This is a genomic window from Acidimicrobiia bacterium (genome assembly GCA_035471805.1).
Taxonomy (GTDB): domain Bacteria; phylum Actinomycetota; class Acidimicrobiia; order Spongiisociales; family JAHEDJ01; genus JAHEDJ01.
The window spans coordinates 18,979-41,715 of the sequence record DATIPS010000063.1 but is presented as its reverse complement, the minus strand read 5'-3'; the positions used below and the strand labels follow the sequence as shown (position 1 = coordinate 41,715).

The 22,737-nt window shown below is 62.1% G+C and carries 19 protein-coding genes and 1 pseudogene; 11 read left to right on the top strand and 9 right to left on the bottom strand.

The window, feature by feature from the left end:
* Positions 1-66: 66 nt before the first annotated feature.
* Together VLT15_13265 and VLT15_13260 are read right to left on the bottom strand one after the other, a co-directional pair.
* Positions 67-222, bottom strand: coding sequence for a hypothetical protein (locus VLT15_13265; protein ID HSR46181.1), 156 nt, complete (start codon positions 220-222; stop codon positions 67-69).
* Positions 223-246: 24 nt separating this feature from the next.
* Positions 247-555 (bottom strand): hypothetical protein, encoded by a 309-nt coding sequence (locus VLT15_13260; protein ID HSR46180.1) that lies wholly within the window; start codon positions 553-555, stop codon positions 247-249.
* Between the two features lie 546 nt (positions 556-1,101).
* Here VLT15_13260 and VLT15_13255 point away from each other — a divergent pair.
* A complete protein-coding gene (locus VLT15_13255; GenBank protein HSR46179.1) occupies positions 1,102-1,365 on the top strand; it encodes a DUF411 domain-containing protein in 264 nt (87 codons plus the stop codon).
* A 93-nt stretch (positions 1,366-1,458) separates the two neighbouring features.
* Here VLT15_13255 and VLT15_13250 read toward each other — a convergent pair whose 3' ends face one another.
* Positions 1,459-3,807 carry an excinuclease ABC subunit UvrA gene (locus tag VLT15_13250; GenBank protein ID HSR46178.1) on the bottom strand — a complete coding sequence of 783 codons (2,349 nt, stop codon included), beginning with the start codon at positions 3,805-3,807 and terminating at the stop codon, positions 1,459-1,461.
* Positions 3,808-4,073: 266 nt separating this feature from the next.
* The gene (locus tag VLT15_13245; GenBank protein ID HSR46177.1) at positions 4,074-4,436 is read right to left on the bottom strand and encodes a DUF6326 family protein; all 363 of its coding nucleotides are present in this window, start codon (positions 4,434-4,436) and stop codon (positions 4,074-4,076) included.
* A 287-nt stretch (positions 4,437-4,723) separates the two neighbouring features.
* Between VLT15_13245 and VLT15_13240 the strand changes: the two genes are divergently transcribed.
* Both VLT15_13240 and VLT15_13235 read left to right on the top strand, forming a co-directional pair.
* A complete protein-coding gene (locus VLT15_13240) occupies positions 4,724-4,999 on the top strand; it encodes a 2TM domain-containing protein (GenBank protein ID HSR46176.1) in 276 nt (91 codons plus the stop codon).
* A 308-nt stretch (positions 5,000-5,307) separates the two neighbouring features.
* Complete coding sequence (locus tag VLT15_13235; protein ID HSR46175.1) at positions 5,308-6,528, top strand: serine hydrolase; 1,221 nt, start codon at positions 5,308-5,310, stop codon at positions 6,526-6,528.
* An 87-nt stretch (positions 6,529-6,615) separates the two neighbouring features.
* Here VLT15_13235 and VLT15_13230 read toward each other — a convergent pair.
* Positions 6,616-6,798, bottom strand: a pseudogene (locus VLT15_13230) (hypothetical protein).
* An 80-nt stretch (positions 6,799-6,878) separates the two neighbouring features.
* On the opposite strand from VLT15_13230, the gene VLT15_13225 reads away from it, so the two are divergent.
* The gene (locus VLT15_13225) at positions 6,879-7,019 is read left to right on the top strand and encodes a hypothetical protein (GenBank protein ID HSR46174.1); all 141 of its coding nucleotides are present in this window, start codon (positions 6,879-6,881) and stop codon (positions 7,017-7,019) included.
* Positions 7,020-7,067: 48 nt separating this feature from the next.
* Here the strand turns inward: VLT15_13225 and VLT15_13220 are convergent, their stop codons facing one another.
* Genes VLT15_13220 through VLT15_13205 form a run of 4 tightly spaced genes read right to left on the bottom strand, consistent with a single transcriptional unit; the run spans position 7,068 to position 11,103 of the window.
* A complete protein-coding gene (locus VLT15_13220; GenBank protein ID HSR46173.1) occupies positions 7,068-7,856 on the bottom strand; it encodes an ABC transporter permease in 789 nt (262 codons plus the stop codon).
* On the bottom strand, positions 7,853-8,773 hold the full coding sequence (locus VLT15_13215; protein HSR46172.1) for an ABC transporter permease: 921 nt from the start codon (positions 8,771-8,773) through the stop codon (positions 7,853-7,855). Before VLT15_13215 ends, VLT15_13220 begins: the two co-directional genes overlap by 4 nt.
* 47 nt (positions 8,774-8,820) lie before the next feature.
* Positions 8,821-10,002, bottom strand: coding sequence for an ABC transporter substrate-binding protein (locus tag VLT15_13210; GenBank protein HSR46171.1), 1,182 nt, complete (start codon positions 10,000-10,002; stop codon positions 8,821-8,823).
* Positions 10,003-10,020: 18 nt separating this feature from the next.
* Complete coding sequence (locus VLT15_13205; GenBank protein ID HSR46170.1) at positions 10,021-11,103, bottom strand: ABC transporter ATP-binding protein; 1,083 nt, start codon at positions 11,101-11,103, stop codon at positions 10,021-10,023.
* A gap of 322 nt (positions 11,104-11,425) precedes the next feature.
* On the opposite strand from VLT15_13205, the gene VLT15_13200 reads away from it, so the two are divergent.
* The 7 genes from VLT15_13200 (at position 11,426) to VLT15_13170 (ending at position 22,673) form a co-directional block, all read left to right on the top strand.
* On the top strand, positions 11,426-11,683 hold the full coding sequence (locus tag VLT15_13200; protein HSR46169.1) for a 2TM domain-containing protein: 258 nt from the start codon (positions 11,426-11,428) through the stop codon (positions 11,681-11,683).
* Positions 11,684-11,777: 94 nt separating this feature from the next.
* A complete protein-coding gene (locus VLT15_13195) occupies positions 11,778-13,031 on the top strand; it encodes an MFS transporter (protein HSR46168.1) in 1,254 nt (417 codons plus the stop codon).
* 45 nt (positions 13,032-13,076) lie between these two features.
* Entirely contained in the window at positions 13,077-13,466 is a 390-nt protein-coding gene (locus VLT15_13190; GenBank protein HSR46167.1) for a DUF2237 domain-containing protein, read from the top strand.
* Between the two features lie 401 nt (positions 13,467-13,867).
* Positions 13,868-15,487, top strand: coding sequence for a glucose-6-phosphate isomerase (gene pgi, locus VLT15_13185; protein HSR46166.1), 1,620 nt, complete (start codon positions 13,868-13,870; stop codon positions 15,485-15,487).
* A gap of 412 nt (positions 15,488-15,899) precedes the next feature.
* The gene (locus tag VLT15_13180) at positions 15,900-19,070 is read left to right on the top strand and encodes an efflux RND transporter permease subunit (protein HSR46165.1); all 3,171 of its coding nucleotides are present in this window, start codon (positions 15,900-15,902) and stop codon (positions 19,068-19,070) included.
* 3 nt (positions 19,071-19,073) lie between these two features.
* Positions 19,074-19,511, top strand: a complete 438-nt coding sequence (locus VLT15_13175; protein HSR46164.1) for a hypothetical protein — start codon at positions 19,074-19,076, stop codon at positions 19,509-19,511.
* A 9-nt stretch (positions 19,512-19,520) separates the two neighbouring features.
* Positions 19,521-22,673, top strand: a complete 3,153-nt coding sequence (locus VLT15_13170) for an efflux RND transporter permease subunit (protein ID HSR46163.1) — start codon at positions 19,521-19,523, stop codon at positions 22,671-22,673.
* Positions 22,674-22,737: the final 64 nt, after the last annotated feature.

Below are 22,737 nucleotides of genomic sequence, written 5' to 3'. Positions count from 1 at the left end.
GTCCCTACTCGTTCTCGTGTGCCGTCCGGACGTGTGTGACGCACCGATCCCGTGCGGCGTCATTCTCTATTGGACCCAGTTCGAGAGGATCACGATCTCCCGAGCCGGATTCTCCGGGTCGTTTGTGGCCAGGTGCAACCGGAAGTCGTGGAAGCCGTCCATTCCGGCGTGCATCGTGAAGGTCACCGCCACAATTGTTGATTCTCCGGGGTTGAGGACCATCGAACCGATGGTCGGTGTAGGCGGTCAACACCCGTCCTCGAGTTCGATGAACGGCTCCTCAGTGAACAGGAGAGTGGCATCTCCCGTGTTGGTCACCTCGAACGTCGCCTCGACCATCTGATTGAACTGAACATCTCCGAAATCTACGAAGTCGCGGTCGAGTTGGAGGATCGGTGTGCCGATTGTGTCGAGAGCCACCCCGACCGGTTCGGGACTGTCACCCCATCTCGAAGTAACCAGCAACAGGACGAGCAGCAAACCCGCTACCGCGGCGACGGTCCGCGCCGCGTTCGGTGTGCGGTACCCACGGGTCGAACGATCTTGCCTGGTCACGGTTCCTCCCCGGATCCGTTCGTCTGCTCTTCAAACGGTCGCATAAGTTGATTTGATCCCTAATTATCAGACAGATTGATACTTAGTCTGGCGCCAGAAGTCCCAAGCCGGGAGGGAAGGTCCCAAACCGCGGCGACCGGAGATGAAGCCGTCGTTTGTCGGGTGGGCATTCTTGAGCACGGGACCGGCTATCGGGCCTCTACCGCGCCCTGCGAGGCCAACAGATGCGGCGGGTGCGCCCTCGACACCGCCCGCACAGGATTGCACTGCGGCTAGAGTCTGCCCCTGATGAAAGGTCGAGAGTTGCGTTCCCGTATATGGCTTTTGTTACTGGTGCTTGGAGCGACCGCGTGCGGCGGCGCTTCAACGGTCACCACGACAACCGCGGCACCTCAGCCGACGAACCCTGTGGCAACAGCAACGGAGTTGTCACTGTCCGGTCTCAGTCTGGATGTGCATCAGGAACCCGGCTGAGGATGCTGCACTGGGTGGGTCGGGTACCTGCAAGAACTGGGAGCCAGCATCGATCTGACCGAGGATCCACAGTTGGCCGAATTCAAATCGGAACACGGGGTCCCCGCCGGTGCCGCATCGTGCCACACGGCGCTGCTGGATGGGTACGTGATCGAGGGACACGTTCCGGCCGGGGCGATTCTTCAGCTCCTCGACGAACGCCCGGATGCCATAGGTCTGGCTCTGCCCGGCATGCCGGCGGATTCACCCGGCATGGGTGGAGATGTCGACACCTGGGAGTCGCAACCGGTGGTGTTGATCCAGAAGAACGGGGAAATGGTTCCGTTCGACTTCTGATCTCGAGCGGCCGCATCTCCACATCGAGATAGGAGGACCCGCGCCCTGCCGGCCGGAGCGAATCCGGGCTTCGGGGCGTCTCATGCTCCTCAGTCAGATGCCCGAATACTCGGCCAGGTGTTCGCCGGTGAGCGTGGAGCGGGCCGAGACGAGTTCGGTGGGTGTGCCCTCGAACACGATCCTGCCGCCGTCGTGACCGGCACCGGGGCCGAGGTCGATGATCCAGTCGGCGTGTGCCATCACCGCCTGGTGATGCGAGATGACTATGACCGTCTTGCCCGAATCCACGAGCCGGTCGAGTAACCCGAGCAGGTGGTCGACGTCGGCCGGGTGGAGTCCGCTGGTCGGTTCGTCCAGGATGTAGACGCCGCCCTTCTCGGCCATGTGGGTGGCCAGCTTCAGTCGCTGCCGTTCGCCACCGGACAGAGTGGGGAGCGGCTGGCCGATGCTCAGATAGCCGAGCCCGACGTCGGCGAGCCGGCCGAGGATGGTGTGGGCGGCCGGCGTGCGAGCCTCCCCTGTGCCGAAGAACTCCTCGGCCTCGGTCACCGGCATTGCGAGCACCTCGCTGATGTCGCGGCCGCCGAGGTGGTACTCCAGCACCGATGTCTCGAATCCTTTCCCTTCGCACTCTTCGCAGGTGGTGGTGACGGTGTCCATGAAGCCCAGCTCCGTGAAGATGAGGCCGGCGCCATTGCAGACGGGGCAGGCGCCCTCGGAGTTGGCGCTGAACAGCGCCGGTTTCACGCCGTTGGCCTTTGCAAACGCCTTGCGGATCGGGTCGAGCAGCCCGGTGTACGTAGCAGGGTTGCTCCGGCGCGAGCCGCGGATGGCGTCCTGGTCGATCGAAACTACCCCATCTCGCCCGGAGACCGAGCCGTGGATCAGGGAACTCTTGCCGGAACCCGCAACTCCGGTCACCACACAGAGCACCCCGAGTGGAATGTCGACATCGACGTCCCGCAGGTTGTGGGTTGTTGCGCCGCGGACCTCCAAACGGCCGGTGGGTGCCCGCACCGTCTCTTTGAGGGCGGCCCGGTCGTTGAGGTGGCGGCCGGTTACGGTGGCGCCGGCACGCAACCCGTCGACGGTGCCCTCGAACACCACCTCGCCGCCGGCACTGCCGGCGCCGGGACCGAGGTCCACGATGTGGTCGGCGATCGCGATCGTCTCTGGTTTGTGCTCGACGACCAGCACAGTGTTGCCCTTGTCCCGCAGCTGCAGCAGCAGTTCGTTCATCCGTTGTATGTCGTGAGGATGGAGGCCGATGGTCGGCTCGTCGAAGACGTAGGTGACATCCGTCAGCGAAGACCCGAGGTGGCGGATCATCTTCGTGCGCTGGGCCTCCCCTCCCGACAGCGTCCCCGACGGTCGGTCGAGTGAGAGGTAACCCAACCCGATCTCCACGAACGCGTCGAGTGTCTCCCTCAGCGCCCCGAGCAGTGGGGCAGAATGCGGATCGTCGAGGCCGCCGACCCACTCGGCCAGGTCGCTGATCTGCATGGCGCAGGCGTCGGCGATGTTGATCCCGTTGATCTTCGACGACCGCGCCGCCTCACTGAGCCGGGTGCCGCCGCAGTCGGGACAGGCGGTGAAGGTTGCCACCAGGTCCACGAACGCCCGGATGTGCGGCTGCAACGAATCCCGGTCCTTGGAGAGGAACGATTTCTGGACCCGGGGTATCAGGCCGTCGAAGGTGGCGTTGACCCCGTTGATCTTGACCTTGGTCGGCTCCTTGTAGAGGAAGTCGTGGAGCTCCTTCTCGGAGTACTTGCGGATCGGCTTGTCGGGGTCGAAGAAGCCGGACTCGGTGAACGACCGCACCATCCAGCCTCCCGTCTTGTAGCCGGGGACGGTGATGGCACCCTCGTTGAGCGACTTGGAGTCGTCGAAGAGCCGGGTGAGGTCGATGTCGGAGGCCGTGCCGCGGCCTTCGCAGCGCGGACACATTCCTCCCGTCCGGGTGAACGTGACGTTCTCTCGCTTGCCCTCGCCGCGTTCGATCGTGACTGCACCGGTTGCCCGGATCGAGGGGACGTTGAACGAGAAGGCGTTGGGCGACCCGATGTGCGGTTGTCCGAGCTTGCTGAAAAGGATCCGCAGCATGGCGTTGGCATCCGTCACCGTGCCGACCGTCGAGCGGACGTTGGCTCCCATCCGCTCCTGGTCGACGATGATCGCAGTCGTCAACCCGTCGAGTACGTCGACATCCGGACGAGCCAGCGCCGGCATGAAACCCTGCACGAAGGCGCTGTAGGTCTCGTTGATCATGCGCTGCGACTCCGCGGCGATCGTGTCGAAGACGAGAGAGCTCTTGCCTGATCCCGAGACACCGGTGAAAACGGTCAGCCTGCGCTTGGGGATCTCGACACTGACATCTTTGAGGTTGTTCTCTCGGGCTCCGGTCACCCGGATGAGGTCGTGGCTGTCGGCATTGTGCATCCTGTGAACGCTAGCTCTCTGAGGAGCCGCGGCCGGACCGTGAATACATTTCCGGGTCCCGGTTCACCCACAAAGACCTACGCAGGCACCGGAGCGGATTCCCCTTACAGGCGTCTGATACGCTGCCGGTCGGACGGTCGCGGGTTCGGACCCGACCCAGCCCAACCGGCTGCCGACTGGTGCGGCCGCTTCCTCGCCGCTTCTCACGATTACGAACAGGCGACCGACACCGATCCATCCGACACCCCTGGGAAATCGCCCGAGAGTCAGGTCCACGTCCAAGCGTTCCAGATGATCGCTCCGTTGAAGACGAAGCTGACCACGAGCAGGAAGTTGTCGTACGCTCCCGGGTACGGCATCCCGACGAGATTGAAGAGGACGAGAAACGCAGCGGCGGCGATGTTGATCCAGCGGATGGCCGGATACGGCACGGTCAGGGAAAGGACCACCATGACGATCGGGATCAGCATCAGCACGGCTGCGGCGATCCACACCGCCTGGTTTGCCTTCCGGCCGTCGATTTCCCCGGGGGTGAAGTCGCCGGCAAATATCCGCAATACGTCTCCCAGGAGATAGGTCAGCATCATCGCCACCCACAGCCCCGAGAGGACGATCCTCACATCCTCCACGATTTCCAACTCCTCAGGATCGACCGTCTCATTCCCGTTCGACGTCGAGAGCCGGCGAGTCGAAACCGCGCTCGGTCCTGGAGGGTTCCTTTCCACAAACTCCCGGGTCCTCCTCCTTGTACAGCCCCATCGACACGACTTCTAGAGGCCTTGGTCCCTCAATCGGGGGTGGGGAAGTCGCCGCCTCGGGTCCGGTCTATGTCGCCGAAGTTGGCGCCCTCAACGGGCCCTTTGGCCCTTGCGCGGAGAGCGGCCCTCCTCGTCCAATGAACGAGGAGGTCTGGATGATGCAAACTGATCCTGGACTGGAACGGGTTGAGAGGCACGCCCGGCACGTGCGCAACTTCCTGTACCACCTGATGACCTACGCGTTCGTGAATGCACTGCTCGTGATTCTCGATGTACGTGCCGGCAGGGGAGGTCAGGCAGTGCTCGGCCTCGACTGGGCTTACTGGCCCGCTCTCTTCTGGGGCCTCGGCGTCGTCGGACACGCAATCTCCGTGTTCTTCGGGAACCAGAGGGCGCAGATGCTGTATGAGAGAGAACGGGGCGGGAACTCGTAGAACACCAGGTCCGTTGTCGCCGATTCGTGACGTCGTCCATCCGCATGCACGACAAGGGTGCCGGCGATCAGATTCAGAAAAGACCTGTTCTGAGGGTCGAACGGCTTGGTGACGCGAGGATCAGCACCGGGGCGGCAATCGACAGAATGAGATATCCGACCGCAGTGCTTCCCGCAACGAGTTGGAGCAAGCGAGCCTGCGAAGCATGAAAGGCGTCGACCCCATCGCAGATGCCCGGGAACCACGGATGTTGGTGACTGGCCGACGCGATAGCGTGGTGCTCGACGGAGAACCGGAGGCAGAACATCATGGGTCGGCGAATCGGCAAATGGTTGCTGGCAGCTGTGGCGATGCTGGTCGCGGCCGTGACGGTATGGGTCGTCGTAGGCGCGGTCGTGTACTCGCCGGAGTACGCCTGGCGGGTCGTGTCGATGAGGAAATCAAGCCAACTCGACTACCTGGAGCGATTTCCCCTCAGCCGGCTTTCAGCTTCCACCGATCCGTTCGTGTTCGAGAAGGCTATCGATGAGGAGAGGGTCCGGAGAGGTTTCGAGTCGATCTTCGGGGTCGACGACTTCGACGCATTCCTCACTTCCACGGGCACACAGGCTTTCATCGTCATCGAGAACGACCGAATCCTCTACGAGCGTTACTTCAACGGCGCCGCCCGCGACTCGATGCTCACGTCGTTCTCGGTGGCGAAGTCGTTCGACTCTGTGCTGATCGGCATCGCCCTCGAGGAGGGTTTCATCGGCGGCGTGGACGATCCGATCACCGACTATCTGCCGGAGCTGGCGCAACGAGACGCGCGTTTCGCGGCGATCACGATCCGGGACCTCCTGCTCATGGCCTCCGGGCTCGACTACCAGGCGATCCGCTGGGGTCTGTTCAACGGCGACGACCCGCTGACTACTTATGCCCTCGACCAGCGGCAGCTGGCGCTGGACAACACCACAGTCATCGACCAGCCCGGCGAGTATTTCAGCTACAACAAATACCATCCCCAGCTGTTGGGGATGATCCTCGAACGGGCCACCGGCATGTCGGTGACTGAATACACGCAGACCCGGTTGTGGGACAAGGTGGGCATGGAGTTCGATGGTGCCTGGGCACTGGACGGTGAGACCAGTCGCTTCGAGAAGATGGAGGCAGGTTTGAACGCCCGGGCGATCGATTACGTCAAACTGGGCCGGCTATTTCTCGAGCGTGGGGTCTGGAACGGCGAGCAGGTCGTGTCGGACGGATGGGTTGGCGAGTCGACCGTACTGGATCCGTCGACCCACCACGCGGACTACTACCCGGATCATTGGGGACAGATCGTCTACGCAGACGGCGGCGGGTACTACAAGTACATGTGGTATGGGGCGCTTCGAGACGCGGGGGAGTACGACTTCTATGCGGCCGGCGATCACGGTCAGTACGTGTACGTATCCCCGGTAGCCGACATGATCATCGTGCGCAACGGCACCGAGTTCGGCATCCCGAGCGCCGAGTGGACCGACGCGTTCTTCGCTTTCGCGAGCGGTTGACGTTGAGCCCGGCGATCGGGGGTTAGGTCCGTGGGGATTCTGCCGGCCCGGGCAAACCGCCGCCGGCCGGGCCGGCACGACTTCGGGTCCGGTGAACTGGGCGTTGTAGAGGTCGGCGTAGGCGCCGTCGAAGGCGATGAGTTCGTCGCGGCTACCTTGCTCAACGATGCGGCCGTTTTCCATGACCAGAATCAGGTCGGCGGCGCGGATCGTCGAGAGGCGGTGGGCGATCACGAAGCTGGTCCGCTCCGTCGGCAGGGCCGCCACGGCAAGATGACCCGTGGCCGGCACCCTCCCTGTGAGACAATGGTCCATGGCCACCATCTTTGGTGGCCGGCCTGGAGGCACTGATGGCTAGCAAGGACAAGGGCGGCAGAAGCGCCAAGAAGGTGGCCGCCAAAGGCCTCAAAGAGAAACGCCTCGACAAGAAGGCGAAAAAGGCCTCGCACGGGAGCGGAAACCAGTCGGTCGATCGGACCCTGGGCCGCTGACACAGGAGTCCTCGATCGATCGAAACACGTCCAGGGGGTTGGGGGGATTCAGGTCGATTCCTCGGCCCGGCGCGAGAAGCGCTGGGCGAGGATTATCGGGACGAATGTCAACACCACAACCGCCAGTGCCACCACGTTGGTGACGGGGCGGTTCCTCGGCCGCACGAGCGATGAGAAGATCCAGATTGGCAGGGTCTGCTGATTGCCGGCCGTGAATGTCGTCACGATGATTTCATCGAAGGACAACGCGAAGGCGAGCATGCCGCCCGTCACCAGCGCGGAAGACATCTGGGGTAGGAGGACATGCCTGAAGGTCTGCCAGCCGCGCGCTCCCAGGTCCATTGATGCCTCGATCAACGACGGCGAAGTCCTGCGTAATCGCGCGATCACGTTGTTATAGGCGACGGCCACGCAGAAAGTCGCGTGGCCGATGACGAGCGTCCAGAACGAGAAGGACAGATCCGCGAGGTTTATCGCCGAACGTAACGCTATCCCGGTGATGATCCCGGGTAATGCGATCGGTAAGACGATGAACAGTGACAGCGTCTCCCGCCCGAAGAACTTGGTTCGCCAGACTGCTCCGGCTGTGAGCGTTCCGAGTACGAGCGCCACGATCATCGCCACGAACGCCACGCGCAGCGACAATCCGAGGGCAGCCCGGATGTCACCGTTGTTCCAGGCAACCTCGAACCACCGGGTCGTCAGGCCCGGAGGCGGAAATTGGAAACTCGAGTCCTCGGTTGTGAATGCGTACAGAAACAGAATGGCGATAGGCACATGGAGATAGAGAACGGCACCCAGCGCCGCCGCTTTCAGGCCCCAACCGGCGGTTCTCATAGCGCCTCGAAGGCGCCGAGCCGTTTGGCGCCGAACAGGTAGAGACCCATCACCGCTATTGGCACGAAGGCGAATGCGGCGGCGAGCGGGAGGTTGCCTGCCACGCCCTGGTAGCTGTAGATGGCCAGCCCGATGAATGGTGAAGAATCACCGATGACGGTCGGAATGATGTAATCGCCGAGCGTCAACGAGAAGGTGAAGATCGATCCCGCCGCCACACCGGGGATGGCGAGAGGCCAGACCACCTTGCGAAAGGTAGTAGGCGGGTGAGCTCCCAGGTCGGCAGATGCTTCGACGAACGAGCGGGGAACGCGCTCCAGCGCCGCCTGGATCGGCAGCACCATGTACGGCAGCCAGATGTAGACGAAGACCAGGAACTGACCGATGTACGAGACGGAGAGGGACGGCCCACCGATCCCAGGGGTCCGCAGAATCGCATCGAGAAGACCGCCGATTCCCAGCCGTTCGAAGAACCAGTTGATGATGCCGTCGGCGGCGAGGATCAGCTTCCACGAATACACGCGAACGAGATACGAGGACCACAACGGGATCAGCACCGCCATGATCAGTACGGCCTTCGTGCGCCGCGATGCGTGGCGGGCAATGTAGTAGGCGAGCGGCAGAGCGATCATGATCGAGGCGAGAGTCACCGCGGCCGCCATCCCTATAGTCCTGCCGGCCACCGACATGTTGGCGTCTGTGAACAGATCACGCCACGTGTCGAGAGTCGGTGACCGGTCGATGGTGCCTGCGAAGCTGTCGAGACGGAAGAAGCTCTGCACCAGCAGAGCGACGATGCTTCCCCCGTAGACGCCGACCATCCATAACAACGGAACTCCGAGCAGGAGGGCGAGGCGCAGCCGCGGCCTGCGATAGAGAGCCGATGCGATCCGGTGCCAGGTCGGTGAAGAGCTCATGGGACAGGGTGGGTGGGAGTGCCGGAGCACTCCCACCCACCGTCATGTCAACGTCCGCCGATGACGGCCAGGTAATCGGTCACCCATCGGTAATAGGGAACGCAAGCCCCGGCTGTTGAGGTGCCGTTACAGTCATCCGTTGGGGTCTTCCAGAATGAGATCCGCTCGAAACTGTCGAACCCGTTGACAGTGCATCCGTCCGGGCCCAGGAGATCGTTGCCGTCACAGGCGGCAGGAACCGAAGGCACGGAGCCGAACCAGGCGGCCAGGTCACCCTGGACCTTGGGATTGAGCGACCAGTCGAGCCACTTGTAGGCGCAGTTGGGATGCGGCGCGTTGACGTGCATCATGGTCGTGTCCGCCCAGCCGGTTGCACCTTCCACGGGAATCGTGGACGCTATTGGCTCGCCGCCGGCCTGCAAGATGTTCACCTGGAATGGCCAGCTGGCCGACGCGGCCACACCCTCGTTGGTGAAGTCGTCGATCTGGATGAAGGCATCGTGCCAGTAGCGGCCAACCAGCGACCGTTGCGTCCGGAGAACATCGAGTGCAGCGGCGTACTGCTCCTCGTTGAGCTGGTAGGGGTCGTCGATTCCGAGGTCGGGTCGCGTGTGTTTGAGGTAGAGGGCGGCGTCGGCAACATAGATGGGACCGTCGTACGCCTGCACCCGTCCGGCATTCGCCTCGCCGTCCGGCAAGTCGGTCGGTTCAAAGATCACGCTCCACGACGTGGGGGCGGAGCCTCCGAATACCTCAGTGTTGTACGCGAGCACGTTGGCGCCCCACTGGTAGGGCGCTCCGAAGTGCTTGCCGTCCACTGTGTGCCATGGAGCATTCTGCAGCCGTTCGTCGACCGTGTCCCAGCTCGGTATGAGGTCGGTGTTGACTTCCTGCACCGTTCCACCTGCGATCAGACGAAGGCTGGCGTCGCCGGAAGCCGTCACGAGATCGAACTCATCCGATCCGGTCATCAGCGCAACCATCTCGTCCGACGTGCCCGCCGTCTTGACCTCTACCGCACAACCTGTGTCTTCTTCAAACTGGGTAACCCAGTCGAAGGCCGAGTCGGTCTCCCCGCGCTCGATGTACCCGGCCCAGGCGACGATGACGACCTTGTCTTCGGAGTCGCCGATCTCCTGGAGAGGGCCGCCCGAGGTGGCCTCGCCATCGCCGCCGCAAGCAGCGATGACGAGAGCCAGGACGGCCACCAGGCTCACTATTCGTCTCATGTCGTTCCTCTCGATGGTCTATTGGTGTGTTTCTCGAACGGCTGCGAATGCAGCCGGGTCTGTGTTCTCGTCCTGAGTAGCTTCCGCCAGCGGACGGCACGCCCCCGACTTCCAGTGGAGACGCACCTGCTTTCCATGCGTGGCGCCAACATCGCCGTGATTCACGTCCAGGTTCTGGTTGGTCACCAGCAGTTCGCCGCCTTCAACGGTGACTCGGTAGCGGCTGTACATGCCCAGGTAGGTCGCCTCGACCACCGTGCCGTCGATGGAGATGGATCCATCCGGAGCCGGGATGGAAGGGTCGCTCAAAGTGATCTTCTCCGGCCTCACCGTGAACGCAGCGGGTGTGCCTCGCAGCTTGGTGGCGAGGAGGCCGTCGACGACGTTCGACACGCCGACGAATCCCGCAACGAACGGATTCCGTGGGCTCTCGTATACCTGGGCCGGAGTACCTACTTGCTCGACCCGCCCGTGGTTGAACACGGCGAGCCGATCGCTCATGGTCAGTGCTTCCTCTTGATCGTGCGTGACATAGATGAACGTGATACCTACCTCACGTTGGAGTGATTTCAGCTCGATCTGCATCGCCTGACGCAGTTTGAGATCGAGCGCTCCGAGGGGTTCGTCGAGCAACAGGACCGAAGGACGGTTGACCAGCGCCCGGGCCAGGGCGACCCTTTGTCGCTGCCCCCCCGACAACTGAGCAGGCTTGCGGCCACCGAGAGCGTCGAGGTGAACGAGGGCCAGCGCTTCCTCAACCCGGGTACGCTGCTCGTTTCCGCCGACTTTCTTCACCATCAGCCCATAGGCAATGTTCTCGGCCACCGTCATGTGTGGAAACAGCGCATAGTCCTGGAAGACCGTGTTGACGTCGCGATCGTACGGCGGAAGGCCGGAGACGTCGATGCCGTCGAGGAGGATGCGCCCGGCGGTCGGGATCTCGAAGCCGGCGAGCATGCGCAGGCAGGTGGTCTTGCCCGACCCCGATGGGCCGAGCATTGCAAAGAACTCGCCGTCGTGAATCGCCAGGTCGACTTCATTCACGGCGCGCACATCACCGAACGCTTTGGAAACCCCCTCGAACTCAACGGCGACCGTCAAATCCGGCTCCCTCACAACCAGCAATCGCGGATGTGTGCTGCCGGCGCGTCGACATCATCGGCACTCATTGGGGGGAAGAGATCTGACGACGCCAGCATCAGGGAAATATAGGCGCGCGCAAGCCGGCGACGCCTCCGAAAAACCGAAAATTGGCAGCGCCCCGGCGTGGCGACCCTGCCGACATCCTGTCGACCTAATCGGTAGGCTTCGGGCTCAATCGCGACGAGCGTGATCCGAGTCGGCGTTGGCCGAGTATGTGGACCGCGCCAGACGGTGTGCGCTCGAGCGGAAACAGCTCAAGCGTCTAGGGAGGAGTGCCGGCATGGATGCGGAGAATGGCCGAGAGGCCGCTCTCAAACGCCTGAAGGACAAGCGGGATTTCAAGAATCACGCGGCCACCTACCTGATCGTGAACGCCCTGCTCGTGGTCATTTGGGCAGTATCCGGTCAGGGTTATTTCTGGCCTATCTGGCCGATCCTCGGCTGGGGTATCGGACTGGCCTTGAATGCCTGGACCGCCTACTTCCAGAAACCGATATCGGAGGATGACATCCGCCGCGAGATGGAGAAAGGCGTCTAGGCGTAGACGACAGGTCGCCGTCAGCGTCCCGTCGGGGTTGACCGGGCACCGGCAGCGTTAGCATCTGCGCACCCTACGCAGTTGGTTGAACGCGGTGTCATCAAGAACTGAGACTTCTGGTACCGGTGCCGTCGTGGTGTCGGTCTGGGTGCTGTTCCTCGGCACTGCCCTCCTGATGGCAGGCAATGGCCTGCAGGGTTCACTACTCGGTATCCGTTCGGATATCGAGGGGTTTGCCACCCCGGCCATCGGCATCGTGATGGCGTCCTATTACGCCGGGTTTCTCGTCGGGTCGCTGACGATTCCGGCGCGGCTGGCCAGCGTCGGGCACATACGGGTGTTCGCCGGGCTGGCGTCCCTCACGTCTTCGGTTGCCTTGATCCACTACCTGGTTGTGGATGAGGTCACCTGGTCGCTGTTGCGGTTCATCACCGGATTGTGTCTCTCGGGACTCTACGTGACGATCGAGAGCTGGCTCAACGACCGGGCCTCGAATGCGACCAGGGGCCGCCTGCTTGCCGTCTACATGGTCGTCGTCACCGTTTCCGTCGGATGCGGACAGCTGCTCCTGGGCGCCGCCGACCCATCCGGTCCGCGCCTCTTCATCACCGCCTCCATTCTGATCTCGCTGGCGATCGTCCCTCTTGCCCTATCTCAGATACCTGCGCCGGCCCTCGACCCGCCTTCCGGGGTCTCGATTCGAGCCCTTCTCCGGGTGGCTCCTCTGGGAGTAGTCACCGGCGCGCTGGTCGGCGCCTCCAACGGTGCGATATTCGGATTGGGTGCCGTCTATGCCACCCGCATAGGTATGAGCCCGGGTCGGGCCGGATTGTTCGTGGGAGCGTCGGTGGTCGGTGCCGTCATCACGCAGTACCCGCTCGGACATCTGTCCGATCGATTTCCGCGGCGCCGTGTCATCTTCATCGCCGCAACCGCCGCAGTCGGTGTTGCCTTGCTCGGAACGACGGTCGATCGGCACAGCCCCCTGCTCTTCGTCGTTGCCGCGCTGTACGGCAGTCTTGCCTTTCCGATGTACTCGCTGGCCGTCAGCCACATCAACGACATAGTCAGGGACGATCAGCTGGTCTCGACCGCGGCGGGAGTGTTGTTCGTCTACGGGGCAGGTTCGATCGTTGGGCCGATCATCACTTCAGTCCTGATGACTCTTTTCGGACCGGCCGGGTATCTGTGGAGCCTGTCCGGGTTCTTCGCTCCCGTCGCCGCGTACTCCCTCTATAGGTTGGCGACGAAGGCCAGACCCGGCCAACAGAGTTTCGTGAGCCTCCCCCCGAGAACGTCTGTGGTGGCGGCCACCCTGGCCGAAACGCGGCCTGCAGACGATATGTGAGCCACATTCAGCGCGGGGAGGCAGGGACGGCCATACTGGAGGCTCATGGAGCACAACGTTCTCGGCGGGGTACTCGAAGCCTGCGGTACCGACCCGCTCACCGGGTGGTACCGCGATGGTTCTTGCGCCACAGATGCGAGCGACCGGGGAAGCCACACGATCTGTGCGGTGGTCACCAGGGAGTTTCTCGATCACCAGCTGGCCATCGGCAACGACCTCATCACCCCCGTCCCACAGTTCCGCTTTCCGGGTTTGGTGCCCGGGGACCGCTGGTGCGTGACCGCCGTCAATTGGTTGCGCGCTCATCAAGATGGCGCTGCCGCGCCCGTCGTGCTGGCGGCGACGGATGAGTCGGCGCTCGAGTTTGTGCCGCTCGAAGTGTTGCGTCGATACTCAGTCGACGTGCCACCGGATCCGGGCATGCTGGGACCCTGATCTTTCGATAATCCGGCGCCCGGCAATCGAGCTACCGCTTCAATGGACTATCCGGACGCTTGGTCGGGCGTCCCACTCCCTTTGGCATTGCGACGGCCGGCTGCTTCGCCGGTCACGAGTCCCTCGGAAATGCAGATTCCGGCTTTGGTCGTCGAGACGTACCAGAATCATCGGTACCAGTGAGGGAGACCCAATGGGTTTGACTGTCTGTATGAGCGCCGCGGCCCTCGAGATACGCCGGGAGAAGGGCGCGCCGTCTTGAGAGAACAACCCAACGCCGACGGAAGCCGACGCTCTGCTCGGACCAGACTGGGCCTGGATCACTCGATGACTGCCCGTACTGTGACCTGTCTGGTTGGGTTGCAGGACGATGGCGGATCTGGAGGAATGGTTTGATACCAATCAACTCGACACAGGAGTGGAAGGAACTCGAGGAGCTCGAGCGACGACTGGGTGATCTCGATCTGCGACGGGAGTTCGTAGTAGACCCGGGCCGGGCAGAGCGCCTGACCTTCGGCGCCGGCGATCTGATGGTCGACTTCTCCAAGCACCTGGTCACCGATGAGGTACTTGCGGCGTTGGTCGGCGTCGCCCGTCGTGCAGGTGTCCCGGAGCGGATCGAGGCGATGTTCGGCGGGGAGCACATCAACGTGACGGAAGACCGAGCCGTCCTGCACCCGGCCCTCCGTGCCCGGGTGGGGGAAACCTTCTTCGTGGATGGTCGAGACGTAGTCCGTGATGTTCAACGCGTACTCGACCGGATGACGGACTTCGCCGACCGTGTGCGAGCCGGTGAATGGCTCGGTCACACCGGGAAGCGGATTCGCCACATCGTTAACATCGGCATCGGGGGATCAGACCTCGGTCCGGCGATGGCGTACCGGGCTCTCCGTTCGTACAGGGATACCGATATCGAAGCGCACTTCGTGTCGAACGTCGATCCGGCGAATCTGGCGGGTGTTCTCGACGTGGTCGATCCTGCTTCCACGCTGTTCGTGGTCGCCTCCAAGACGTTCACCACTCTGGAGACGCTGTCCAACGCTCGCGCCGCCCGTGCCTGGTTGGTCGATTCTCTGGGAGACGATGCGGCCGTGTCGAAGCACTTCGTAGCCGTCTCCACCAACGGCGACGAGGTCGCCGCTTTCGGGATCGACACTGCCAACATGTTCGAACTCTGGGATTGGGTTGGAGGCAGATACTCGCTGGATTCGGCGATCGGACTGAGCTTGATGATTTCGGTCGGCCCGGACGCCTTCCGGGACATGCTGGCGGGATTCCGGGCCATGGACCTTCACTTTCGGACGACGCCGCTGGAGCACAACGTGCCGGCCCTGCTCGGCATGATCGGCATCTGGTATCGCAATCTGCTCCGTTACCCGACCTACGCCGTCTTGCCGTACAGCCAGGATCTCGATCGATTCGCCGCGTATCTGCAGCAACTCGAAATGGAATCCAACGGCAAGCGGGTACGCCTCGACGGGACGTTGGTCGACATGGACACCGGACCAATCGTGTGGGGTGAACCGGGTACGAACGGCCAGCACGCCTTCTACCAGTTGCTGCATCAGGGCACGACGGTGGTCCCGGCCGACCTGATCGGGTTCGTCGAGCCCGCAGAAGATCAGGGGGGCCAACACGATCTGCTCATGGGCAACCTGTTTGCACAGGCCGAAGCACTGGCGTTCGGCAAGCCCGCAGACGAGGTGGCGGCGGCCGGCGTGCGAGCAGACCTGGTTCCGCATCGAACGTTCCCCGGCAATCGACCCACCTCCGTGATCCTCGCTCCGAAACTCACACCATCCGTCCTGGGTCAGCTAATCGCTCTCTACGAGCACAAGGTCTTCACCCAGGGAGTCGTCTGGGGTATCAACTCTTTCGATCAGTGGGGAGTCGAACTCGGCAAGGAACTGGCAGGGACGATCATCGAGGAACTGACCGCCGGGCAACCGCTTGAGTTGACGCACGATGCTTCGACAAACGCCCTGATCCGTCACTACCGCCGCCAGCGCGGCAGGGCGTGACCGCCGGTTCCTTCGTGCCCGCGAGCGGCGCGATTAGACCCGTTTTCGCGCGACATTCCGACCCTATAGGTACCGAAAGTCGCGCGAAAACGGTCATTTCAGGGGAGAGCTTCGCGTTTCTCGGGGAAAACCCCCCCCAGATATCTCACACTGAGCGGTCAGGCTGTGTAGGTTACTTCTAGGCTGTTGAGAATCGAGATGGCAACATCTGGATTCCGACTTGGGACAAGGGGTATCGCATGGGAGGCGTAAACCGCAGGAACCGTCCAGGGGCGCTGTTGCATGGGAGGCCTCCACAGGGTTGCCGACCAAGAATCGGTGCGGCTCCGTCCGGTGCAGGCGGCCGTCGCGGCTCACTTGGAGATCAGCTTCTGATCTCGATCCCGACGGGCAGAACTGGAGGCCGATCGTGATGATGCGGTGGCTGGTTGACTGGAGTCTCAAGTTCCGCAGAATCGTGGTGGCTCTTGCCGTTGGGCTGCTGGTCTTCGGCATCGTGCAACTCGACGACATCAAGAGAGACGCGCTTCCCGAGTTCAGCCCGGTCACGGTGGAGGTCCAAACAGAGGCGCTCGGATTGTCGGCAGCCGAAGTCGAGCGGTTGATGACCATTCCCCTCGAGCAGGACTTGCTCAGCGGCGTCGCTTTCCTCGAGAGTATCGAGTCGGTTTCGCTGCCCGGGTTGTCCTCGGTCGTCATGACATTCGAGCCCGGCACCGCCCTTCTCGACGCCCGCCAGGTTGTAGCCGAGCGCCTGGCCCAGGCGGCCGGCCTGCCCCAGGTAGCCGACCCGCCTCTGATGATCCAGCCACTCTCGTCAACGGGTCGCGTTGCCATGGTTTCGCTGTCATCCGACGAGCTGACACCGATCGAGACGTCGGTCCTCGCACGTTGGGTCGTAGTGCCGCGGCTTCTCGGAGTAAAAGGCGTTGCGAATATCTCGATATGGGGGTTCCGCGACCGGCAACTCCAGGTTCTCGTCGATCCCGAGAGACTCATCGCCCAGGATGTCACTCTGAATCAAGTGATCCGGACCGCAGGGAACGCTCTGGAAGTATCACCGCTGACCTTCCTCGAGGCGTCGAGTCCGGGGACGGGCGGGTTCATCGACACCGTGAACCAGAGACTGCACGTGTTTCACGAGCAAGCGATTTCCACGCCGGAGGAGCTCGCTCAGGTCACCGTTGAGGGAGATGAGGGCGAGGCGGTATATGTTGATGGGCGCCCCCTCACGCTTGGCGAAGTTGCGCAGATTGAGACGGGTCACCAGCCTCTGATCGGTGACGCTCGCTGCAGCTCCGGCCCGTGCGTCCTTCTGGTCATCGAGAAGTTTCCAGAGGCGAACACGCCCGAAGTCACCAAAGAGCTGGACGCGGCGCTGCGGGCGTTGAGTCCGGGGCTTCCCGGCATTCAGATCGACAGTTCGGTCTATCGGCCGGCTTCCTACGTGACAACCGCATTCAGCAATCTGGGGATGATGGTTCTCATCGGGGCGGTCCTTTTGCTGCTGGTGATCTGGATTTTCCTGCTCGATTGGAGGATCGTCCTGATCGGTGGGGCTTCGATCGTTGTTTCGATGGTCGCGGCATTGGTCGTCCTGTACCTGACCGGAACTACGACAAACGTCATGATCCTGGCGGGTCTGGTCATGGCGCTTGTGGCGATTGTCGACGACGCGATCGTCGGTGCGTGGAGCCAATCGATCGCTTCGGAAGGCGGAGCACGACAGACTTCACTGTTGGAGCGGATCCGTACGGCCACTCTACGGACGCGGGGTGCGGCCCTATATGCGACCGTCATCGCCGGTGCCGCAGTATCGGTGTTCTTCTTCCTGGAAGGTGAAGGGGGCGCCTTCCTTCCGCCTATCGCCGGCGCCTATCTCCTTGCCATCGGTGCATCGCTTCTCGTCAGCCTCACCGTAACGCCGGCCTTGAGCGCGCTCGTGCTACCGAGCGAGCCTCGCGAGCCCTCGCCTTCGAGGCTCATTCGGTCGGTACGTTCTTCATTCTCGAGATTTGGATCGCGGCTGATCGCCGGGCCCGGAGTCGCCATAGCCACGTTCGTCGTATTCGTAGGGGCCGCCCTGATCCTGGTTCCCTTCATCGATCAGGCTCTGCGACCCGAGTTGAAGCAGCGTGACGTGCTCGTGCACCTGGACGCTCCACCGGGAACCTCGCTGATTCGAATGGACGAGATCGCCGCGCAGGTGGTTTACGACGTCGGCTCGCTCGACGGCATCTCCAATGTGACGGCGCACGTTGGAAGGGCAATCACCTCCGATCAGGTGGTAAACGTCAACTCGGCAGAAATCTGGGCCAAGATCGACCCGGCGGCCGACTACGAGTCGACGCTCGCCGGCATCGAGAACGCCGTTGGTTCTCGACCCGATATCAGCAGTCAGGTCCAGACCTATTCAGAGCAACAGGTTTCGGAGATCCTCGGCAGATCTGCCGATGCGTTGATCGTCCGCGTGTACGGAGACAACTCTGTCGTTCTTGGTGAGGTCGCCGAGCGGGTAGTTGGGCTGGTCGAGAACGTGGAAGGGGTGGCCGACTCGAAGATCGACCTTCCGCTCGAGCAGCCGACTATCGAAATCGACGTTGACCTCGATCGCGCCCAGGCCGTCGGCCTCAAGCCGGGCGATATCCGGCGTCGGGCGGCAACCCTGTTGTCCGGAATCGTCGTCGGCAATCTGTTCGAAGAACAGAAAGTCTTCGACGTCGTCGTTTGGGGTGCTCCGGCTATACGGCAAACGGTGGACGACGTTGAAGGCATTCTGATCCCGACTCCCAGCGGATTGACCGTGACTTTGGCCGATGTCGCCGACGTGAGAGTCGTTCCCAACGCCACGGTGATACGGCATGAGTCGGTCGAGTCCTACCTGGACATCATCGCCGACATCGGCAACCGCGACATCGCCGACGTGGCCGCAGAGATCGATGAGTCTCTATCGAACACAGTCTTTCCGCTCGAGTATCACGCAGAGGTGCTCGGAGGATTCGCCGTCGACCGTGCTGCAACTTCGCGGGTTATCGCCGTCGTCGTTGCCGCGTTGATCGGGATCTTCGTGTTCCTTCAAGCCGCGTTCGCCAGCTGGCGGCTGGCCATCCTGGTGTTTGCCACCCTGCCGCTGGCCCTATCCGGAGGCGTGCTCGCCATCGCCCTGACGGGTCTTGAGGCAACGCTTGGATCCATTGCCGGCCTGGTGGCAATAATCGGTCTGGCTGCACGCGGAACGGTGTTGCTAATAAGGAACTACGAGGGGCGTGAAAGGCGCGGTGAGGCGTTTGGCGAGGAGTTGGTCGTCGCGGGTACTGCCGAACTCCTGGTCCCCACGGTCGTTCCCCTCGCCGGGCTGGCAGCCGTGTTCATTCCACTTGCGGCCACGAGTCGGATGGCAGGCCTAGAGGTAGTGGGTCCTATGGCTTTCGTGGTGATTGGAGGTTTGATCACAACACTCCTAATGACGCTCGTGGTTGTTCCGGCGGCCTATCTGAGGTGGGGAAACATCGAGACACCCGATACGACCGCCGACGACTTGTTCGACGACGGCTTTCTCCGGGTGCCGGTGGCGGGTGATTGAGCGATGCCTAGGAAACTCGGGTACGGGCTCTTGGCGGCGGTTGCGCTGTCTCTGATCTTTGCGCAGGCTTCCGGAACAGAGCCGGACGAGGGCTCATCGCATGACGAGCCGGCGACATATGCACCAGTGGAAGGCTCCGATCTCTTGCGGATCACGTTGACCGCGTCGGCCGCAGAGCGCCTCGACATCCAGATTGCGAGCGTTGGGACGGGCGCAGAGGGCACCTCTGTCGTTCCGAGCGCCGCTTTGATAATCACTCCCGACGGGAAGCATTGGGTGTACACGAATCCTGAAGGTCTGGATTTCCTTCGTCATGAGATCACCGACGTGGTGGAGGTCGATCATCAGGCCTTCTTCGTGGAGGGCCCGCCGGTGGGAACGGCCGTCGTTGTGACCGGGGTGCCTGAGCTCTACGGCGCCGAGTTCGGAATCGGAAAGTAGGCAATCGGGATGCTGCGTTGGATTGTTGGCTCGAGCTTGAAGTACCGGTTCATAGTCATGACCTTTGCCTCCGGGCTCATGTTCTTCGGAGTGCAACAACTGCAGAACACACAGATCGATGTGTTCCCCGAGTTCGCCCCGCCGCGTGTCGAGGTGCAGACACCTTCGCTCGGGTTGTCCGCCTCGGAGGTCGAGGCGCTGGTCACCATCCCTCTCGAGCAATCGCTCGCCGGCATACCTGGTCTCGACGAGATCCGGTCGAACTCGGTGGAGCAACTCTCCTCGATCCTGATGATCTTCGAGCGTGGCACCGACTTGCTGGACGCTCGCCAGTTGGTGAACGAACGTATAGCGGTCGTCGGACCAACTCTGCCGACCTGGGCATCTCCGCCGGTGTTGATCCAGCCACTCTCATCCACGAGCCGCGTGATGAAGATTGGCTTGACCTCGGTCGACCCGGAGCTCGATCTGATCGATATGTCGATGGTCTCTTACTGGACTATTCGCACACGCCTCCTTCAGGTTCCGGGCGTTGCCAATGTGCCTATCTGGGGCGAGCGTCTGGAGATGCTGCAGGTGCAGGTAGACCCCGAACGGCTCCGCGAGAACCAGGTAACGCTTGAAAGCGTATCCACCAGCACATCGGATGCGCTTGCGGCTGGGCTCTTTCGGTATTCCGAGGGTCACATCATCGGCAAGGGTGGATGGATCGAGTCGGAGGATCAACGCCTCAGCGTTAGGCATTTGGCTCCGATCATCACAGCTGATGATCTTGCCTCTATTCCGGTTCAGACGACGACAGGTGAAACACTCCAACTGGGTGAAGTTGCAGAACTCGTTCGAGACCATCAGCTACTGAACGGCGACGCAGTCATCAACGACGGTCCTGGGTTGATGCTCATCGTCGAGAAACTCCCGTGGGCCAATACCCTGGAAGTCACGCGCGGCGTCGAGGAGGCGCTTGCGCAGCTGGAACCCGGTCTGCCCGGTATCGAAATCGATGCCGAGATCTTCCGCCCTGCCACCTTCATCGAGGAGTCGATAAAGAATCTGTCGACCGCGATCTTGTTCGGCGCAGTCCTCATGATTCTCATGCTCAGCCTGTTCCTCTACGAGTGGAGAACGGCGCTGATCAGCGTCGTCGCCATCCCGTTGTCGCTGGTGGCCGCTGGTCTGGTGTTGCACCTGCGCGGCGCGACGATCAACACGATGATCCTGGCTGGGATGGTGATAGCACTTGGTGACATCGTCGACGATGCGATCATCGACATTGAGAATGTCGTACGCCGTCTCAGAGAGCACCGCGCGCAGGGTGGTACGCGCTCGACCGCCAGAGTTATTCTCGATGCATCTATCGAGGTGCGAAGTGCGATCGTCTACGCGACCCTTCTCGAGATCGTTGCCGTAGCGCCGATCTTCATGCTGGAGGGCTTGTCGGGAGCCTTCTTCCGTCCGTTGGTCACTTCGTATGCCTTGGCATTGCTCGCGTCGATGGTTGTTGCACTGACGCTAACGCCGGCACTGAGTCTGGTCTTCTTCAGGAATCCGGAATCTCTGCGCCACCGTGAATCACCTTTCGTGCCGTTCCTCAAGAAGCTCTACGTGAACTCTCTCCGTCCTCTCGTCGCCAATCCGAGGGGTGCCTACGCGACGGTCGCGACCGTCACGATGGTCGGTGTGGCACTGGTCCCGCTTCTCGGACAATCGTTGCTTCCGTCGTTCAAAGAACGGGATTTCTTGATGCACTGGCTGACAAAGCCGGGAACGGGTCAAATTGAGATGGTGAGAATCACCGAGGAAGTCAATCGCGAACTACTAAGCATTCCCGGCGTGCGAAATGCTGGATCCCACATCGGGCAAGCGCTTCTGATGGACGAAGTTGTGGGCATCGACTTCGGCGAGAACTGGGTCAGCGTCGATCCGGCCGTCGACTACGACGAGACGTTGGCGAAGATCCAGGAGACCGTCGACGGATATCCCGGGCTCTATCGGGATGTCCAGACCTATCTGAAAGAGCGGATTCGGGAAGTGTTGACCGGTTCGAGTGAGCCGATCACGATTCGCGTGTTTGGACCTGATCTCCAGGTGTTGCGCGATACGGCCGCCGAGGTGAATGAGATCCTTGGTGGCATCGCCGGTGTGAAGGAGAACCACGTTTCGTTCCAGGAGGACATACCCCAGATACGCGTTGAGGTCGATCTAGAGGCAGCGAAGGCCTATGGCATCAAACCCGGAGACGTCCGGCGGGCCGCTGCACGATTGATCTCTGGGGAGGAAGCAGGGGACGTGTTCTGGCAGGGCAAGGCCTACGATGTGCAGGTCTGGAGCACGCCTGAGACGCGGCAAAGCCTCACCGACGTGCGCAATCTCCTTCTCGACACTCCGAGCGGGCAGTACGTGCTGCTCAGCGACGTCGCGAAAGTGGGGATCGCCGCCGTACCGAACAAGATCCATCACCAAGACCTGTCAAGAAGTATCGACATCGGGGCAAACCTCGATGGGACTCGCGATCTTGGTTCCGTAGTCGATGACCTCGAAGATGAGTTGGAGTCTTTCCAATGGCCAATCGAGTACCGCGCCGAACTCCTGGGTGAGTTCAGTGAGCGGCAGGACGCCTCGCGACGGATGATGACGACCGCCGTCATTGCGGCAGTCGGTGTCTTCTTGCTTCTGTACGCGTCGTACGGTTCCGGACGACTCGCTTTGCTGTCGTTCCTCACACTGCCGATCGCTCTGGTGGGTGGAGTTATCGCTGCCTATATGGCGGGCGGCGTCATCTCATTGGGGTCGCTCGTTGGGTTCTTCACGGTGCTGGGAATCGTCGCTCGAAACGGAATAATGTTGATAAGCCACTATCAACACCTGGAGCGCGAGGAGGGTGTTGAGTTCGGCGTTGGGTTGATACTTCAAGGGGCAAGCGAGCGCTTCGTTCCCATCATCATGACGGTCCTCACGACGGGCCTCGCGCTCATCCCTCTGATCGTGAGCGGCAACATTCCCGGCCAGGAGGTCGAGTATCCGATGGCTATCGTGATTCTCGGGGGGTTGATCACCGCCACTCTCCTCAACCTGTTCGTTGTGCCGAGTCTGTACCTGCGTTTTGCGAAGAGCGCTGCCCGAGTGGGAGACGCCGGTACGGTGGTACCCGAGGCGACGATCTGAAGCACCTGCTGGGGCCCGCGCCGGCCGTTCTGCTCTCCATTATCTGAGGAACCAAGAGCAGCCC

Excerpts from the sequence above, each read along its gene's own strand:
- VLT15_13265 (HSR46181.1), bottom strand. The coding sequence starts at position 222 with ATGGTCCTCAACCCCGGAGAATCAACAATTGTGGCGGTGACCTTCACG.
- VLT15_13250 (HSR46178.1), bottom strand. The coding sequence starts at position 3,807 with ATGCACAATGCCGACAGCCACGACCTCATCCGGGTGACCGGAGCCCGA.
- VLT15_13240 (HSR46176.1), top strand. The coding sequence starts at position 4,724 with ATGCAAACTGATCCTGGACTGGAACGGGTTGAGAGGCACGCCCGGCAC.
- VLT15_13235 (HSR46175.1), top strand. The coding sequence starts at position 5,308 with ATGGGTCGGCGAATCGGCAAATGGTTGCTGGCAGCTGTGGCGATGCTG.
- VLT15_13225 (HSR46174.1), top strand. The coding sequence starts at position 6,879 with ATGGCTAGCAAGGACAAGGGCGGCAGAAGCGCCAAGAAGGTGGCCGCC.
- VLT15_13220 (HSR46173.1), bottom strand. The coding sequence starts at position 7,856 with ATGAGAACCGCCGGTTGGGGCCTGAAAGCGGCGGCGCTGGGTGCCGTT.
- VLT15_13215 (HSR46172.1), bottom strand. The coding sequence starts at position 8,773 with ATGAGCTCTTCACCGACCTGGCACCGGATCGCATCGGCTCTCTATCGC.
- VLT15_13210 (HSR46171.1), bottom strand. The coding sequence starts at position 10,002 with ATGAGACGAATAGTGAGCCTGGTGGCCGTCCTGGCTCTCGTCATCGCT.
- VLT15_13200 (HSR46169.1), top strand. The coding sequence starts at position 11,426 with ATGGATGCGGAGAATGGCCGAGAGGCCGCTCTCAAACGCCTGAAGGAC.
- VLT15_13190 (HSR46167.1), top strand. The coding sequence starts at position 13,077 with ATGGAGCACAACGTTCTCGGCGGGGTACTCGAAGCCTGCGGTACCGAC.
- VLT15_13180 (HSR46165.1), top strand. The coding sequence starts at position 15,900 with ATGATGCGGTGGCTGGTTGACTGGAGTCTCAAGTTCCGCAGAATCGTG.
- VLT15_13175 (HSR46164.1), top strand. The coding sequence starts at position 19,074 with ATGCCTAGGAAACTCGGGTACGGGCTCTTGGCGGCGGTTGCGCTGTCT.
- VLT15_13170 (HSR46163.1), top strand. The coding sequence starts at position 19,521 with ATGCTGCGTTGGATTGTTGGCTCGAGCTTGAAGTACCGGTTCATAGTC.